The organism is Jeotgalibacillus sp. ET6, assembly GCF_029667115.1.
In the GTDB taxonomy this organism is placed as follows: domain Bacteria; phylum Bacillota; class Bacilli; order Bacillales; family Jeotgalibacillaceae; genus Jeotgalibacillus.
The window spans coordinates 37078-53957 of record NZ_JARUIU010000014.1 but is presented as its reverse complement, the minus strand read 5'-3'; the positions used below and the strand labels follow the sequence as shown (position 1 = coordinate 53957).

Genomic DNA, 16880 nt, shown 5'->3' with positions numbered 1-16880 from the left:
GGAAGTTAAGCTCTTCAGCGCCGATGGTAGTTGGGGGTCTCCCCCTGTGAGAGTAGGACGTCGCTAGGCACTAAAAATGAGTCATTCCCTTTGGGAATGGCTTTTTTATTTTCAGGAATAATCAGGTTTCAACTGAGTAATTGCCAGACGGAGAAAAAGAGATGAAAAGACAGGCACATTCTTTTTTATACTGAATACTATAGTTAGGATTAGGTTCAATTAATCGTGTCCATACTTGATGATAAGAACCATCGAGAAGTGGAGGAGTGGAGTGGGATGAGAGTGTGCCAAGCTTGCCGCAGACGATATAAAAGAGGAATTCAATTACAAAACAAACTCATTTGTTCCTGGTGTGAACAATCACTAATTAAAATGGATACTGATGATCAGACCTATGATCGCTGGGTCTATATTTTAAGAAGGGATACACAAGCTTAATATAATAAAAGAAAGGTATGAAGGATAGCCAAACACCCATGTTTGGCTATTTTATATTGGATCAGATACCTTAACCGGCCGTTAGATGATACAATTGTACGTAAAGACAGGTGAAGAAAATGAATCAAAAGAAAATGCCTTTAATTGAGGCTTTGCATAGATTTAAAAAGAAAAAACCCGTTTCCTTTCATGTTCCAGGTCATAAAAATGGCAGGATCGACCCGGGGGATCTTTTTTCTGCTGCAGGACGCTTTGATGCTACGGAGCTTTCTACTCTTGATGATCTGCATGCGCCTGATGGTGTGATTAAAGAGGCAATGGAGCTTCTTCGCAGTCATTATCGCTCGATGTCGAGCTATTTTCTTGTTAACGGCTCCACTGTGGGGAATTTGACGATGCTGCTGGCTGCTTGTGAGGCAGAGGACACGGTCTTTATCGCAAGCAACAGTCACAAATCCATTCTTCATGCCTGTTCGCTAAGTAAGGTAAAACCGGTATTTTTAGAACCTGAGGTGGACTCTGTGACGTTGACCCCTAAAGGAATCTCACAGGAGGTGCTGTCTGAGGCGCTGCAACGTCATCCCGAGGCTAAGGCGCTCGTGATGACCTATCCTTCTTATTATGGCCATACAAGTGATCTGGAGGGGCTTATTTCTCTGGCAAAGAAAAAACAGCTGATGGTTCTGGTCGATGAAGCACACGGTGCACATTTTACGGCAGGCAGCCCGTTTCCATCGTCCAGTCTAGCTGCAGGCGCGGATATGGTTGTTCATTCCGCACATAAAACGCTCCCTGCCTTAACCATGGGCTCCTTTTTACATATTGGTACTAACAGGATTGACAGGCTGAAAGTAGAGAGAGCGTTAGGCATGCTGCAATCCAGCAGTCCCTCCTATTTAATTATGGCATCCTTGGACGGGGCACGGTCTTATCTGGCCGGATATGGGCCACGGGATCTTGATCACTTTTCAAATGAGAGAAAAAATTTTATCAGCAGTCTTCAAAAGCTGCCGTATATTACAGTTATTGAACCGGATGATCCGTTAAAACTTATTTTAAGAGCCAGCGGCATGACGGGTTATGAGCTTCAGCAGATTCTTGAAGAACAAGGGATTTTTCCTGAGTTGGCGGATCCTCTTCAGGTATTGCTGATCCTCCCTCTTCTAAAAGAGGGAATGTTTTATTCTGAAGAATTTGACCGCACGATTGAGGCACTAAAAGGGGCATTAGATCAGCAGGCAGACAGTCTGCTGCCGCCTAGCATGATAACCAGCCCTGAAAACAGAGTTAAGGAGCTTGCAATGTCAGTTGCAGAGGCAGAACTTGCGCCTTTTGAATGGATCCCGTTTCATGCCTCATGTGGAAGAATAGCGGCGGCCTCGATTATCCCCTATCCTCCGGGAGTGCCATTTGTGATTGCAGGTGAAAAGCTGACGGAAAAGAAAATAGATCAGCTGATCAACTGGAGCTCTACGGATATGCGCTTTCAAGGGGAGCAGCGTGTAAAAGAAAAAGAAATGAAGGTAGTGAAGGATTGTGAGGAACGGAATGAGTAAGAAAAGAGGACTATTTATTTCAGTAGAAGGACCAGAGGGCGCAGGAAAAACGACGGTGATTAAAGAGATCGAGCAGCAGCTGATCAGCCGGGGACATTCCGTGCTTCTTACAAGAGAGCCCGGTGGTATCGAAATCGCTGAGAAAATAAGAGGCATTATTCTGGATCCCGACCATACAACAATGGACAGCAGGACGGAAGCGCTGTTATATGCAGCTGCGAGACGTCAGCATCTGGTGGAAAAGGTATTTCCTGCTTTAAATGAGGGAACGATTGTATTATGTGACAGGTTTATTGACAGCTCCCTTGCTTATCAGGGATATGCAAGGGGACTGGGAATCGATGAGGTCTGGAGTATTAATCAATTTGCCATTGAGGATCAAATGCCTGACTGCACCTTGTTTTTTGATATAGAGCCTGAAGCAGGAATGGCCAGGATCGCACAGAACAGCCAACGGGAAATTAATCGGCTTGATTTAGAAGCCTTGTCCTTTCATGAAAAGGTGTATGAAGGGTATAAGCTTCTAACAGAGCGCTTTCCTGACCGAATCAAAGTGATTGATGCGGATCAGCCTGTAGAAAATGTTTGCCGTGACGCTCTGCTTGCTCTCACCCCTTTTGTGGAACAGACATAGGCTAATGAGTGAGATATAAGAATGATTTAGTAAAGTTTATTCATTCTTGTTATAATAGAAAGAAATGAACCTAACTACATTTGACAAAGAGGGGGTGGAATTCATGAAACTGGTCGTGGCAGTAGTACAGGATCAAGATAGCAACCGGTTATCAACTGCTTTGATGAAAAATAATTTTCGTGCTACAAAGCTTGCTAGTACGGGTGGATTCTTAAAATCAGGAAACACAACTTTTATGATTGGTACGGAAGATACACGAGTGGACAAAGCACTCCAGGTGATTAATGAGAGCTGCCGTTCAAGAGAACAGATGGTGGCTCCGGTATCACCTATGGGAGGCAATGCGGACTCGTACATCCCTTACCCGGTGGAGGTAGAGGTAGGAGGAGCAACCGTATTTGTTCTTCCAATCGAACAATTCCATCAATTTTAAAAGAAATACAAAATGTGGATGAGGGATTAGTATGGCTGCAAACTGGAATGAATTACAGCAGTGGCAGCCGCTCGCTGCTCAAATGCTGGTAAACAGTCTGTCCAAAGGAAGAGTGGCGCATGCGTATTTATTTGAAGGCGCACGAGGCACTGGCAAAAAGGAAATGGCTGTTTTTTTAGCTCAGGGATTATTTTGCCTGAATCCTGATCACGGTGTTCCCTGTATGGCATGTGATCACTGTATGAGGATAAAAAGCGGTAACCATCCTGATATCCACTTATTGGAGCCTGATGGTTTATCGATAAAAAAAGATCAGATTAAAGCGCTTCAGGAGGAGTTCAGCAAGTCCGGTGTTGAGTCCAGACGAAAAGTTTACATTCTTACTTTTGCTGACAAAATGACATCTCAGGCTGCGAACTCTTTGCTGAAGTTCCTGGAAGAACCGCATCCTTCTACAACTGCGATTTTAATTACGGAGCAAATGCATCAAATGCTGCCAACGATTCTCTCAAGATGTCAGCATGTGCCATTTCAATCTCTGACCCCTGTTTTCTTTAAAGAACGCCTGATGGAACAGGGGGTTCATCCTACTATGGCTGCTCTTCTTTCAAAATTAACGAACCAGGAAGAAGAGGCGATTCGCTTAAGTACGGATGAGTGGTTTGTACAAGGAAGAAAAATCATGTTAAAATTATACGAAGCGCTGAAGATTCACCCGTTTGAAGCAATGACGCGTCTTCAAGGGGAATTTTTGCCGCATTTTAAAGAGAAAGATCAAATCGAATTGTCTTTAGATTTGTTTCTTCATATATATAAGGACCTCCTTTACATCCAAACGGACAAGCATGACCACCTTTCTTACCCGGATCAGCTTGAAGTGTTTCAAAAAGATGCGCTTCAGACGTCGACGAAGCAATTGTCGGATCAATTGACCACCATTTTGGAAGCCAAGAGAAAGTTACACCAAAATATGAATACACAGCTGCTTATGGAGCAGCTGATGCTTAAATTGCAGGGGGGATCTGCACTTGTATGATGTAGTAGGAGTCCGTTTTAAAAAAGCGGGCAAAATTTATTATTTCGATCCGAACCAGCTTCAAATTGTGAAAGACGATTATGTCATTGTTGAAACGGTTCGGGGAGTCGAATATGGTAAAGTTGTAGTAGACGTAAAAAAAGTTGATGAAAACGATGTCGTACTTCCTTTGAAGAAGGTCGTGCGCATAGCGGATCAAAAAGACCGCCTGTCCGTTCAGGAAAATAAAGATGAAGCACTTCATGCTTACGAGGTTTGTTCAAGCAAGATCAGTGAGCATGATTTAGATATGAAGCTTGTAGATGTAGAATATACGTTTGACCGAAATAAAGTGATCTTTTATTTCACGGCAGACGGTCGAGTGGACTTCAGAAACCTGGTTAAAGACTTAGCGTCTGTTTTTCGGACACGAATCGAGTTAAGACAGATTGGTGTTCGCGATGAAGCCAAGATGCTTGGTGGAATTGGACCATGTGGAAGAATGCTTTGCTGTTCCACTTTTCTTGGAGATTTTGAACCGGTGTCCATTAAAATGGCAAAGGATCAAAATCTGTCATTGAATCCGGCGAAAATCTCTGGTCTTTGCGGTCGTTTAATGTGCTGCTTAAAGTACGAAAACGATGAGTATGAAGCAGCCAAAGAAGAAATGCCGGACCTTGGACAGTTTGTAGATACTCCAGAAGGAAAAGGGAAAGTAATCGGCTTAAATATGCTCGAACGGGTTCTTCAGATTGAAATGAAGGGTCAGGACCGTACGCTGGAATACACGCTTGAAGAAATAATGAATAACGAGATCGCTACAATTCAAGCCACAGAGTAATGAGGTGGGGTTCGTGGATAAGAAGGAGTTCTTTGATTCCGTCAGCAATATGGAGCAGCAAATTGGTCACTTGTACCAGCAGCTGGGTGAATTAAAACAGCATCTGGCTGAAATGATGGAAGAGAACCATTCGCTTCAAATTGAGAATGATCACTTGCGCAGAAGGCTCGAGCAGCTTGAGACAGCTCGTAAAAAAGCAGGCAGAGTCAGCGGAAGCGGAAAAGAAAGCGGGTCAGAAGAAGCACAGGTATCAGATATAGGGGAAGGCTATGATAATCTTGCCCGCCTTTACCAGGAAGGGTTCCATATTTGCAATATCCATTTTGGGAGCCCGCGTAAAGATGAAGATTGTTTATTTTGTCTATCATTTTTAAACAAAAAATAATAGATGCAAAATGGGGGCGAACGTTTGTGACCTTGTTTAGATCTTTGTGCTGAAAATGCCCAAAGTATAAACGGGTTCAAACGCAGCGCTCTTTTTTTTGTATCAGGGAGGTGCAGCAGCATGAATTTAACGGGAGACGAACGACTGGATTATTTATTGGCGGAGGACCTGACGATTATCCAAAGCCCTTCTGTTTTTGCGTTTTCTTTGGATGCCGTTTTACTGGCTCGTTTTGTACAGGTGCCAATACAGAAAGGAAGTCTTGTGGATCTTTGTTCAGGAAACGGAGTCATTCCATTATTATTAAGCACCCGGACAAAAGGAAAGATTACAGGTGTGGAGATTCAGGAAAAACTGTATGACATGGCAGTCAGAAGCATTGCTCATAACGGACTTGAACACAGGCTTGAGATGGTGCATGAAGATTTAAAAGTCGTGGTGCCCGCTCTAGGATGGGCAAAGCATGATGTCGTCACATGCAATCCTCCTTATTTTTTAACCCCATCAAAAGAAGAAAAAAATACGAATGAACACTTTGCCATCGCCAGACATGAGATTATGTGCACCCTTGAAGACACAGTCAAAGTCAGCAGTGATTTGTTAAAACAGGGGGGAAAGGCAGCGTTTGTTCACCGCCCAGGAAGGCTGCTGGATTTAGTGACACTCATGAGAAAATACCGGCTGGAACCGAAACGCATTCAATTTGTTTATCCGAGAATGGGAAAAGAAGCGAACACCATTTTAATAGAAGGAACGAAAGATGGGAAAGCAGACACTAAGATTTTGCCGCCTCTTTATGTGTATCAGGATAATGGGGAATATACAGAAGAAGTAAAGGAGATCTTATATGGAAGCCTTACATAATCATTTTTTCTATGTGCTGCTTTGCGCAGATAAGTCTTATTACGGCGGATATACGATTGATTTAGAGCGCAGACTTCAGCAGCATAATGAAGGAATCGCTTCAAAATATACCCGTACACGCACCCCTGTCACCCTGTATTACTGGGAAGGGTTTGAATCCAAGCGTGAAGCGATGCAGGCGGAATACGCGTTTAAACAGCTTAATCGGAAGCAAAAGGATCATTTTCTATGGGAAAGAAGGGTTGAGTGTGATTTCGACACAGCAAAGCTTTAAAGAAATGAGTGAGGGCAGACTTTATTTAGTGCCCACCCCCATTGGTAATTTAGAAGATATGACGTTCAGAGCCATTCGTTTATTAAAAGAAGCAGATGTAATTGCAGCGGAGGATACGAGAAATACCAAAAAGCTCTGTAATTATTTCGAAATAACAACTCATGTGGTCAGCTATCACGAGCATAATAAAGAAACGAGCGGGGAAAAACTGCTGGAGCGATTACGCAGGGGAGAGCAGGTAGCCCTTGTGAGTGATGCCGGTATGCCATGCATTTCCGATCCAGGATTTGAACTGGTGAAGGAAGCGCTCAAGCAGGGAATGAATGTTGTGCCGCTGCCTGGTGCGAATGCTGCTTTAACCTCTTTAATTGCCTCCGGTCTTGTCCCCCAGCCATTTTATTATTATGGATTTTTAGGAAGAGGGAAGAAGGAAAAGCGGGAACAACTTGAATTTCTGGCGACCATTCCTTCGACATTTATCTTATATGAATCTCCTCACCGTCTGAAGGATACGCTTAAAGAAATGGTGGATTTCCTTGGAGCAGCCCGTCAAATCGTTATTTCAAGAGAATTAACGAAGAAGTTTGAGGAATTTGTAAGAGGGACGATTGAAGAAGGACTGGCATGGGCAGAGGATAATGAGCTTCGTGGAGAATTTTGTCTGGTGGTTGAAGGAGCCCCCGCGGAAGATTGGCAGGCAGAAGGCGCTGACTGGTGGGAGACGTTAACCATCGAACAGCATGTTGCTCATTACATGGAGGAGCAGGGCCTTTCTTCTAAAGCCGCTATTAAGGAAACAGCCAAAGATAGAGGACAATCCAAAAGAGACATTTATCAGTCTTACCATGTCGATGGGGAACAGCGATAACAGGCCCCGCTTGTTTTCTTTATTTACATAAAAAAAAGCCTGTTCAAGAAATTGCTTGAACAGGCTCATCATATTCATTTCAGCAATTAAGCGTCTTGAAGGTTGTTTTGAATTTCTTTAATAAGCAATTCAGCGCCTTCGCGGCTAAGTACTAATTTTCCACCAGCCAGTTTCAGGTTGTCATCTGAAACCTCACCAGTAATTTGGCAAGTCATGCTTGGCTTGTACTTTTTAAGAATGATTTTCTCATCATCCACATAAATTTCCAAAGCGTCTTTCTCTGCAATTCCCAATGTGCGGCGAAGCTCGATTGGAATGACCACACGGCCTAATTCATCTACTTTACGAACGATTCCTGTTGATTTCATAAAAATTCCCCTCTCAAAATGGTTTTGATTATACATACCCTCTTCGTCAAGTTTCGACAAATTTCTCTCTGTGCTAACATCATACCAACGTTTCCCATATACGTCAATAAATAAATCTTAGAAACTTTTATTAAATTAATCTCATAAGAAAGCCCGAAATTACAAGCGCCGAAATAGTTTAACAATAATTTACTACTACATTATTCACTATATCATGAAATATATGTAAGTGTAAATAAAATAGTTTTAATTCAAACTATTAGAGCGTTCGACAAAATATTCATTTGAAGAATTTAGTTCGACATAAATGGAAATTAACGTATATTAAATATGTCATAGGCTTGTCGTGCTCTGTTAAAAGTTGTCTTTAGATGGAGGACTACAATAAGTCTGGGTAAAAATATACATTTTGTTTGAAAAGAAGCGAAGAAGAAAGGCTGGTCCGCATCGATCTACTGCTTCTCACTTCCATTTCAACAGGTTGCATTCACCGTCGTTTTCGGTTATATTTTTTAGCATATGAATGCGCGTCAGTATTGGTTTTCTGACGGTAAATGAGAAGGAACGTGAGGAGGATTTTCGGTGAGTCAGTCTAATAAGACATTTTACATTACTACCCCTATTTATTATCCAAGTGGCAAATTGCATATCGGTCATGCCTATACAACAGTGGCTGGTGATGCGATGGCACGTTATAAAAGACTTCGTGGCTTTGATGTAATGTATCTGACTGGTACGGATGAGCATGGTCAGAAAATCCAGGAAAAAGCAAAAGAAAAGGGAATTTCTCCTCAGGCTTATGTCGATGAAATTGTCGAAGGAATTCAGGAACTTTGGGGCAAGATGGATATTTCTTATGATGACTTTATTCGTACGACTGAAAAGCGTCATGAAGAAATTGTAGAAAAGGTGTTTAAAAAGTTTTTAGATCAGGGTGATATTTATCTGGGTGAATACGAAGGATGGTATTCGATTCCTGATGAAACTTTTTATACGGAAACCCAGCTTGAAAATAAGAAGCTGGATGAGAATGGAACCGTCATTGGCGGCAACAGCCCGGACAGCGGCCATCCGGTAGAGAAGGTAAGAGAAGAATCTTACTTTTTCCGCATGGGGAAGTATTCAGATCAATTAGTGAAGTATTATCAGGAGAACCCGGAATTTATACAGCCTGAATCGCGTAAAAACGAGATGCTGAATAATTTTATCAAGCCGGGACTTGAAGATCTCGCAGTATCCCGAACAACATATGACTGGGGCGTGAAGGTTCCGGGTAATGCCAAGCACGTGATTTACGTGTGGATTGATGCATTGCTGAATTATATCACGGCTCTTGGCTATGGGTCGGAAAATGAAGAAAAGTACAAGCAGTTCTGGCCGGCTAATGTGCATCTGATGAGCAAGGAAATCGTGCGTTTCCATACAATCTACTGGCCAATCATGCTGATGGCGCTTGATCTGCCGCTGCCGAAAAAAGTCTTTGCTCACGGCTGGCTGCTGATGAAAGACGGCAAGATGTCGAAGTCCAAAGGGAATGTCGTCGATCCCGTTACCCTGATTGACCGTTACGGACTTGATGCGCTTCGCTACTACTTACTAAGAGAAGTGCCATTTGGATCGGACGGGATTTTTACTCCGGAAGGATTTGTTGAAAGAATCAATTTTGATTTAGCCAATGATCTTGGAAATCTGCTGAATCGCACCGTGGCCATGATTAATAAATATTTTGATGGCGAAATCCCAACCTATAAAGGCTCCGACGGTCCATTTGACCGGCAGTTAAAAGAGTTGAATGAAACGACGGTCAATAAGTATGAGGATGCCATGGAAAAAATGGAATTCTCCGTTGCTCTCTCAACCATTTGGCAGCTGATCAGCCGAACTAATAAATACATTGATGAAACACAGCCGTGGATTCTTGCGAAAGAGGAAGCGAAAAAAGACGAGCTTGGCAATGTTATGAATCATTTAGCCGAAACACTTCGCCGAATTGCAGTTTTGCTGCAGCCATTTTTAACTCAAACACCAGCATTTATCTTAAACCAGCTGCAGTTGACAGATGAGCGTCATTTAACCTGGGACAGCTTGCAGAATTTTGGAGCGATTCCAGAAGGTGTTAAGGTAGTGAAAAAAGGAGAGCCGATTTTCCCGCGTCTTGAAGTAGAAGAAGAAGTTGCTTATATCCAGGAAAAAATGACGGGATCGGCACCAGCAGCTTTTAAAGAAGAACCAGTGGAAATTGAAAAAGAGATCGCAATTGATGATTTTATGAAAGTCGACCTTCGTGTTGCAACGGTAACGGACGCAGAGCCGGTTAAAAAAACGGACAAATTGCTGAAAATACAGCTGGACTTGGGCTTTGAAAAGCGACAAGTGGTTTCTGGCATAGCTAAATTTTACGAACCAAAGGATCTGATCGGTAGAAAAGTCATTTGTGTTACGAATTTAAAGCCTGTTAAGCTAAGAGGCGAACTATCACAAGGAATGATCTTAGCCGGTGAAAAAGATGGTGTACTGGCTCTTGCCGAAGTAGCGGCATCCCTTCAAAACGGGGCCCGCGTAAAATAAATAGGGATTGGATGAAGGAGCGGCTCTCCATTTGCAGAGCCACTCCTTTTCCGTTTATTTATGCCTGTTTCAATTATTACGCAAAGGTGACAGTAATATTACGACATCATTTATTGTGTCGTTTAGACTAAAAAATGAGTAATTCAGTCGATATATAGGCACTTTGTTTCATAAACAAGAGTTTATGTGAATGGGGTATATCAGAATAGTTTATGGCAAATGAAGTGTTGGTGTATCATGGGATTCTCCTTGAATAATACTATATAAATATATTTTCATTAAGAGTAAATTTTAACAATTACCATATTTTCCCTTTACATCATTAGACAATCAAATTAAAAATGTGACGAACTTGTTATCTGTTTGTTACATAACTGTGATGCATGTCACAGGAATTTTTAATAAACTAAATTTGCTGCTAAAGGAGAGAGTCAAATGTTATTTGATACACATGTCCACTTAAATGCAGATCAATTCGAAGATGATATCGATGAAGTCATCAGCCGTGCAATGGAAAACGATGTAGAATGGATGACGGTGGTCGGATTTGATACCGGAACCATTCACAAAGCGATGGAGCTTGCAGAGAAGCATGATTTTATCTACGCTGCTGTTGGCTGGCATCCGGTTGACGCAATAGATATGACAGAAAAAGACCTTAATTGGATTGAAGAGCTTGCGAAGCACCCCAAGGTTGTAGCGATTGGTGAAATGGGTCTTGATTACCATTGGGACAAGTCGCCAAAAGACGTGCAGCAAGATGTATTCCGCAAACAGATTCAGCTTGCCAAACGTGTTCAGCTGCCGATCGTCATTCACAATCGTGATGCAACACAGGACGTAGTGGACATTTTACGGGAAGAAAATGCTTCTGAAGTAGGAGGCATCATGCATTGCTACAGCGGAAGCCTCGAAATAGCACAGCAATGCGTTGACATGAACTTTATGATTTCTTTAGGCGGACCCGTTACATTCAAAAATGCAAAAAAGCCAAAAGAAGTCGCAGAAGGCATTGATCTGAACCATCTGCTTATTGAAACAGATGCTCCATTTCTTGCTCCTCATCCATACAGAGGCAAACGGAATGAGCCTGCATATGTAAAATTAGTTGCAGAAAAGATTGCTGAAATAAAAGGCATTTCCTACGAAGAAGTAGGAAATCAAACGACACAAAATGCTAAAAAAATATTTAAGCTATAAACTGTCTGAATTAGAAGCGGTTATTGGATAAACTTCATGGCAATTCGATTGTATGCGCGACAAAATGCCCAATGATTCTTCGAGTTTAAGACTGGATTTGTCGAAAAGAAAATCTTTTCAAGCCATATGCCTCTATGCATAATGGGACATAAATCACCTGTGCAGGGCAGCAAGTCATAGATTTCAAGGTTGACAAGTCAAAACAAACGTCTTTATAATCACTCGGAGTAGAGGGGGAGTTTTTCATGCAATCGAATAACGTGAAAAACCTGAATCAAAGGTCTGTAAACAAAAGGAACTGGGTCTATAGTCTAATTACTATTACTGTCTTTGTACTGGCTGTTACGTTTTTCTTCCAGGAAGGAATGAAAAAGACTGTTTCACTTTCTGTAAACGGTGAAGAGCAGCTTGTTCGTACAAATGCAGATCATGTAAAAGATATATTTGCAGAGTTAGAGATTGAGGTAGATTCTAAGGATTATCTGAATCCGTCAGGAGATTCAGCGGTTTACCATGATATGAAGGTGAAGTGGGAAGCGGCAAAGGAAGTATCGCTTACGATCAGCGGACAAACCTGGCAGGTAAAGACCACTGCTGATACCATTAAAGAATTTTTGGATAAAGAAAATATCCAAGTAAACGAAAAAGATAGTCTTTCTCATGAGTTAACTGCCGATATTGAAGAAGATATGGCGATTACACTGGAGCAGGCTTTTGCCTGGACACTCGTTGACGGCACAAAAGAACAAGAGGCATGGTCGACTTCGATCACCGTCGCTGACTTTTTAAAGCAGCATGATATAAAGCTGGATAAAGACGACCGCATTGAACCTGCTCTCGATACGAAACTATCGCAAGGAGCATCAGTGAAGATTGTCCGTGTTGAAAAAGTCACCGATGTGGTGGAAGAATCCAAAAACTTCGCTGTAGAGACGAGAGAAGATTCAGATCTTACGTCCGGGGCAGAAGAAGTGGTTCAAAAAGGCGAAAAAGGCCTTGTAGAAAAGACCTATGATATTGTTCTTGAAAATGGAAAAGAAGTGTCACGCAAACTTGCATCTGAAAAAGTAGTTAAAGAGAGTATTAATCAGGTTGTATCCATTGGAACCAAAACAGTAGTGGCTGAAGTTCCACGTGAAACGGAAGCAGTGCAGGCATCATCTGAAAAAACAGAGTCAGCTTCACAGCCCGTCCAGACTGTTGCGACAGCCGCTTCTGCGCCTGCTGCAACTACAACTGCTGTTCAGGCCGTTAACACTTCAACTGACGAGCCCGAGGGTGGAAAAGAATTGACGGTGTCATCTACAGCTTATACAGCTTCATGCAATGGGTGTTCAGGCATCACAGCCACAGGAATTGATTTAAAAGCAAATCCTGGGATGAAAGTAATCGCTGTGGATCCTTCTGTTATTCCGCTTGGTTCAAAAGTATATGTGGAAGGCTATGGACTTGCAGTAGCTGGAGACACGGGCGGAGCAATTAAAGGTAATAAGATTGATGTCTTTATCCCAAGTAAAGAAGAAGCGTATCGCTGGGGAAATCGACAGGTGAAAATTACAATTTTGCCATAGAACAGAATGCCATGGAACAGGGAGAGAAATCTTCCTGTTTTTTGTGTGTTTTCGCAGAAATTGATTTATACTAAGAAGATACAAAAAACGAGCTCCTTATACAATAGAAGAAACAAGGAATTTATGGAGGAACACATGAAAATTAAAGAAATTATTGTCGTAGAAGGAAGAGATGATACCACTGCGATAAAAAGGGCAGTAAATGCCGATACAATAGAAACAAACGGCTCAGCGGTCCATGAAAGTGTTTTGGAAAAGATTAAGCATGCTCAGGAAAAGCGCGGCGTCATTGTCTTAACGGATCCCGACTATCCAGGACAGAGAATTCGTCAAATTGTGCAGGAATATGTACCAGGCTGCAAGCATGCTTTTATTGACCGGCAGGATGCTCTAAGAAAAAAGGGAAGAGGGCTTGGAGTCGAACACGCCTCCGCCGACACCATTCGGGAAGCGTTGAAGCATGCTCATACTATGATGGAAGCGCCTGTTGAGCAGATATCTAAAGAAGAGCTTATTGAAGCTGGACTAATCGGCGGGCCTAAAGCCAAAGCCCGCAGAGAACTCTTAGGAAAAAGGCTTAATATCGGGTATTCAAATGGAAAACAGCTGTATAATCGCCTTCTGATGTTCCAAATATCAAAAGATGAGTTCATCCATGAGATGTCACGTATACTACAGGAGGAACAACATGACTAAAGACATTGCAACACCCATCAGAACAAAAGAAATTATGAAAAAATATGGATTTTCATTTAAAAAGAGCCTCGGTCAGAATTTTTTAATTGACCCAAACATATTAGTAAATATCGTGGATCATGCCGGCCTGACAAAAGAAGACGGGGCGATTGAAGTGGGACCGGGTATTGGAGCATTGACCGAGCACCTGGCAAGAGCCTCCAAGAAAGTCGTCTCCTTTGAAATTGATCAGCGGCTGCTGCCGATTCTAGAGGACACTTTGTCTCCGTACGATAACATCAAAGTTCTCCATTCCGATATCTTGAAAGCTGACGTGGAAAAGACGATTAAAGAAGAGCTGGCAGATGTTGAAAAAGTAATGGTTGTCGCGAATCTTCCATATTACGTAACGACGCCGATTATTTTAAAGCTGCTCACCGAAAATCTTCCGATCCACGGCTTGGTGGTGATGCTGCAAAAAGAAGTAGCGGACCGAATCGCGGCGAAGCCAGGTTCTAAAACATACGGCTCTTTGTCCATAGCGATACAATACTATACAAAGGCATCCACGGTAATGGTCGTCCCTAAAACAGTGTTTATGCCGCAGCCGAATGTTGATTCAGCTGTTATAAAGCTGATGAAGCGGGAAAAACCTGCAGTAGACGTAATGAATGAAGAATTTTTCTTCCAGGTAACGCGGTCTTCCTTTGCTCAGCGCAGAAAAACCATCTTAAATAATTTGACGAGTCAGCTGCCGAACGGGAAAGCGAAAAAAGAAAGCATTCTCAGCGCATTGTCAGCTGCCGGAATCGACCCGGCCAGAAGAGGGGAAAGTCTGTCAATTCCGGAATTTGGGGCGCTTTCCGACGCCTTATATCCAGCTTTTAAGCAAGCCTGAATAAAATTAAAAATCACCGGATGTTAATAAGGCATCCGTTACAGGGATGTGTTCACGAGAGAGTTGTTTTCGCGAATGCATCTTTTTATTTGGTTTATTTTTAAAAATTAATGACATTATAAGTAAGTACTTCTTATAATTCTTGTTAAAAATGGATTGCCTGCTTATGAAGATCCATCCCTGTCAGCCTGATTCAATAATCCAATCACCCATAGGCAGCTTCCTGCATAAAGTAAAGAGAGGTCAGGGAGACAGGAGGCCGCCGCATGGAATGGATCAACCAGTTAGTTGGACGGAAATCTTACGGATGTGATGTATTGTTTCGTGTAGTGGACGTGGTAGAGCGGGATGGAGAAGAAGTGGCGATCTTGTTTGGTTCTGACATCCGGTTAGTGGCAGATGCGCCAGTAGCGGATCTAACACTGATGACAGAAAAAGATATTGAGCGCATAGAAGAAGAGTGGAGAAGTCAAGAGGAGGAATCGTTTCATTCCTTTAAAAATGACACAAAGAAAAAAGAGCAGCGAAACAATTCCTCCTCTAGTCAATCTTTTCATTTACCAGGCAAAGTACTTCACCTTGATGGAGATCCTCAATATTTAAATAAGTGTATCGATGCTTATTCCTCACTGGGTGTACCTGTAGTCGGAATCCATTGCCAGGAGCAGGAGATGCCTGAGCGCGTAGCAGCACTCATTGAGAAATACCAGCCGCAAATTTTGGTTCTTACAGGGCACGATGCTTATCTTCCCTCCCGTGGAAAAAAAACCGATATTAATTCCTACCGAAACTCAGCGGCATTCGTGAAAGCCGTGCAAACGGCAAGAAGAAAAATGCCCAGCCTGGATCAGCTTGTCATTTTTGCTGGCGCATGCCAATCGCATTTCGAATCATTAATTCATGCTGGAGCGAATTTTGCCAGTTCGCCGCTCCGTGTAAATATTCATGCACTTGACCCTGTTTATACAGTAGGAAAAGTGAGTTATACCTCCTTTAAAGAATCTGTATTTATGGAAGACATTTTACAGCATACACTGGCAGATGAAGACGGTATTGGCGGTGTAGAAACAAAAGGTGTCCTGAGAACAGGAACTCCTTATCGGGCGGAAATGTACACAGAATAAGGAAAAATACGACCTGCTGACGAAAAACAGCGGTATTTGCAAAATAAAAAACATTGACATTCATATTGAAATATTGATAAAATAATTTATTTGTTTGACCTCGCAGGAACATTGTGTTATACTAAAACCAGTGAGGTGGAAGCGAAATGCCAAAAACTTTAGCCGACATTAAAAAGGCACTTGATTTAAATCTCGGAAAACGTCTAATGTTAAAAGCCAATGGTGGAAGACGCAAGACAATCGAGCGTTCAGGAGTTCTTACTGAAACGTATCCGTCCATCTTTATCGTGGAACTCGATCAGGATGAGCATGCTTTTGAACGGGTATCGTACAGCTACACCGATGTACTAACTGAATCTGTGGAATTAACCTTTATTGATGAAGGTTCTGAAGCAATTAACGTAAGCTAGCAGTGGACAGTCGTTTACTGCTTTTTTATTTTTTCTCAAATGCATAGCTCCTTTCATTTTGTACATAGTAAAGATGGCTGTTACCGACGGAGGGGGAAAACCGACGTGGGTAGACGTAGAAGCATCATGTCTGATCAACTCAAAGAAGAGATCGCCAAAGAACTCGGGTTTTACGATACGGTCCAGCAGGAAGGCTGGGGCGGGATAAAATCACGAGATGCCGGTAACATGGTGAAACGAGCCATCGAAATGGCTGAAACACAGCTAGCGAAAAAACAGTAAAATATTTTTACAATCATGTCCATTTTTCGTTAACGACAGCTTGGGTGCGTGCAGGTTCATCAAATACAAACAGGTATCAGCCGCAAACCAGCAGAGGAAACTCTGCTGGTTTTTTGTATGGGGAGAGGCGGGTGTTTTTAAAGGTGATGAAAGAACATTCAGTGCCCAGATTGCTTTATGCCTGTCAGGGCAGAACGCCTGCTTCCACTTTTCTTGATCCAGTTCCAGCAGGCAGCCCTTCGAGTCACAAGTCGATTCGCTGCGGTGGTAAAGAACGCCCTCCTCGCGAACCGCCTTGTGCTTGTCAGGGCAGAACGCCTGCTTCCACTTTTCTTGATCCAGTTTCAGCAGGCAGGGTCTCGAGGTCATAAGCCAACCCGCCCAATAGGCAGAAAGCGCCTATGTGAGCAGGTCGTCTTATGCTTGTCGCCCCTAAACGCCTGCTTCCACTTTTCTTCATTTATGCTACAATAGCT

Annotated in this window: 20 protein-coding genes and 1 rRNA gene; 19 read left to right on the top strand and 2 right to left on the bottom strand. The window is 42.6% G+C overall.

Annotated elements, in window-relative coordinates; translation table 11 throughout:
• From rrf to rsmI, 11 genes are all read left to right on the top strand, one after another.
• Positions 1–69: ribosomal RNA gene (gene rrf / locus P6709_RS20590) — 5S ribosomal RNA — on the top strand; the annotation flags it as partial.
• Positions 70–276: 207 nt separating this feature from the next.
• Entirely contained in the window at positions 277–438 is a 162-nt protein-coding gene (locus P6709_RS20585; protein WP_426873455.1) for a sigma factor G inhibitor Gin, read from the top strand.
• 119 nt (positions 439–557) lie between these two features.
• Positions 558–1994: an aminotransferase class I/II-fold pyridoxal phosphate-dependent enzyme gene (locus P6709_RS19180; protein ID WP_278242520.1), complete on the top strand. Its 1437-nt coding sequence runs from the start codon at positions 558–560 to the stop codon at positions 1992–1994.
• Positions 1987–2628: a dTMP kinase gene (tmk, locus tag P6709_RS19175; RefSeq protein ID WP_278242519.1), complete on the top strand. Its 642-nt coding sequence runs from the start codon at positions 1987–1989 to the stop codon at positions 2626–2628. The genes P6709_RS19180 and tmk overlap by 8 nt, the downstream gene beginning before the upstream one ends.
• Positions 2629–2731: 103 nt before the next feature.
• Positions 2732–3061 (top strand): cyclic-di-AMP receptor, encoded by a 330-nt coding sequence (locus P6709_RS19170; RefSeq protein WP_278242518.1) that lies wholly within the window; start codon positions 2732–2734, stop codon positions 3059–3061.
• Positions 3062–3092: 31 nt separating this feature from the next.
• The gene (holB, locus tag P6709_RS19165) at positions 3093–4097 is read left to right on the top strand and encodes a DNA polymerase III subunit delta' (protein WP_278242517.1); all 1005 of its coding nucleotides are present in this window, start codon (positions 3093–3095) and stop codon (positions 4095–4097) included.
• A complete protein-coding gene (locus tag P6709_RS19160; RefSeq protein ID WP_278242516.1) occupies positions 4090–4917 on the top strand; it encodes a PSP1 domain-containing protein in 828 nt (275 codons plus the stop codon). Before holB ends, P6709_RS19160 begins: the two co-directional genes overlap by 8 nt.
• 13 nt (positions 4918–4930) lie before the next feature.
• The gene (gene yabA / locus P6709_RS19155; protein ID WP_278242515.1) at positions 4931–5302 is read left to right on the top strand and encodes a DNA replication initiation control protein YabA; all 372 of its coding nucleotides are present in this window, start codon (positions 4931–4933) and stop codon (positions 5300–5302) included.
• A 120-nt stretch (positions 5303–5422) separates the two neighbouring features.
• A complete protein-coding gene (locus P6709_RS19150; protein WP_278242514.1) occupies positions 5423–6166 on the top strand; it encodes a tRNA1(Val) (adenine(37)-N6)-methyltransferase in 744 nt (247 codons plus the stop codon).
• Positions 6150–6440, top strand: coding sequence for a GIY-YIG nuclease family protein (locus P6709_RS19145; protein ID WP_278242513.1), 291 nt, complete (start codon positions 6150–6152; stop codon positions 6438–6440). The genes P6709_RS19150 and P6709_RS19145 overlap by 17 nt, the downstream gene beginning before the upstream one ends.
• Positions 6418–7308: a 16S rRNA (cytidine(1402)-2'-O)-methyltransferase gene (gene rsmI, locus P6709_RS19140; RefSeq protein WP_442905373.1), complete on the top strand. Its 891-nt coding sequence runs from the start codon at positions 6418–6420 to the stop codon at positions 7306–7308. Before P6709_RS19145 ends, rsmI begins: the two co-directional genes overlap by 23 nt.
• A gap of 86 nt (positions 7309–7394) precedes the next feature.
• Here rsmI and P6709_RS19135 read toward each other — a convergent pair whose 3' ends face one another.
• Positions 7395–7682, bottom strand: a complete 288-nt coding sequence (locus P6709_RS19135) for an AbrB/MazE/SpoVT family DNA-binding domain-containing protein (RefSeq protein ID WP_278242522.1) — start codon at positions 7680–7682, stop codon at positions 7395–7397.
• A gap of 576 nt (positions 7683–8258) precedes the next feature.
• On the opposite strand from P6709_RS19135, the gene metG reads away from it, so the two are divergent.
• From metG to P6709_RS19095, 8 genes are all read left to right on the top strand, one after another.
• Positions 8259–10244 (top strand): methionine--tRNA ligase, encoded by a 1986-nt coding sequence (gene metG / locus P6709_RS19130; protein WP_278242511.1) that lies wholly within the window; start codon positions 8259–8261, stop codon positions 10242–10244.
• Between the two features lie 435 nt (positions 10245–10679).
• The gene (locus P6709_RS19125; RefSeq protein ID WP_278242510.1) at positions 10680–11444 is read left to right on the top strand and encodes a TatD family hydrolase; all 765 of its coding nucleotides are present in this window, start codon (positions 10680–10682) and stop codon (positions 11442–11444) included.
• Between the two features lie 245 nt (positions 11445–11689).
• Entirely contained in the window at positions 11690–13015 is a 1326-nt protein-coding gene (locus P6709_RS19120) for a G5 and 3D domain-containing protein (protein WP_278242509.1), read from the top strand.
• A gap of 135 nt (positions 13016–13150) precedes the next feature.
• Positions 13151–13711 (top strand): ribonuclease M5, encoded by a 561-nt coding sequence (gene rnmV, locus P6709_RS19115; protein WP_278242508.1) that lies wholly within the window; start codon positions 13151–13153, stop codon positions 13709–13711.
• Complete coding sequence (gene rsmA / locus P6709_RS19110; protein WP_278242507.1) at positions 13704–14588, top strand: 16S rRNA (adenine(1518)-N(6)/adenine(1519)-N(6))-dimethyltransferase RsmA; 885 nt, start codon at positions 13704–13706, stop codon at positions 14586–14588. Before rnmV ends, rsmA begins: the two co-directional genes overlap by 8 nt.
• 266 nt (positions 14589–14854) lie before the next feature.
• Positions 14855–15712 (top strand): sporulation peptidase YabG, encoded by an 858-nt coding sequence (gene yabG / locus P6709_RS19105; protein ID WP_278242506.1) that lies wholly within the window; start codon positions 14855–14857, stop codon positions 15710–15712.
• A gap of 146 nt (positions 15713–15858) precedes the next feature.
• Positions 15859–16122: a biofilm formation stimulator Veg gene (gene veg, locus P6709_RS19100; RefSeq protein WP_278242505.1), complete on the top strand. Its 264-nt coding sequence runs from the start codon at positions 15859–15861 to the stop codon at positions 16120–16122.
• Positions 16123–16227: 105 nt separating this feature from the next.
• Positions 16228–16404 (top strand): small, acid-soluble spore protein, alpha/beta type, encoded by a 177-nt coding sequence (locus P6709_RS19095; RefSeq protein WP_278242504.1) that lies wholly within the window; start codon positions 16228–16230, stop codon positions 16402–16404.
• On the opposite strand, the gene P6709_RS19090 is transcribed toward P6709_RS19095, so the two are convergent.
• Positions 16387–16773, bottom strand: coding sequence for a hypothetical protein (locus tag P6709_RS19090; RefSeq protein WP_278242503.1), 387 nt, complete (start codon positions 16771–16773; stop codon positions 16387–16389). The two genes, P6709_RS19095 and P6709_RS19090, sit on opposite strands and share 18 nt — an antisense overlap.
• Positions 16774–16880: the final 107 nt, after the last annotated feature.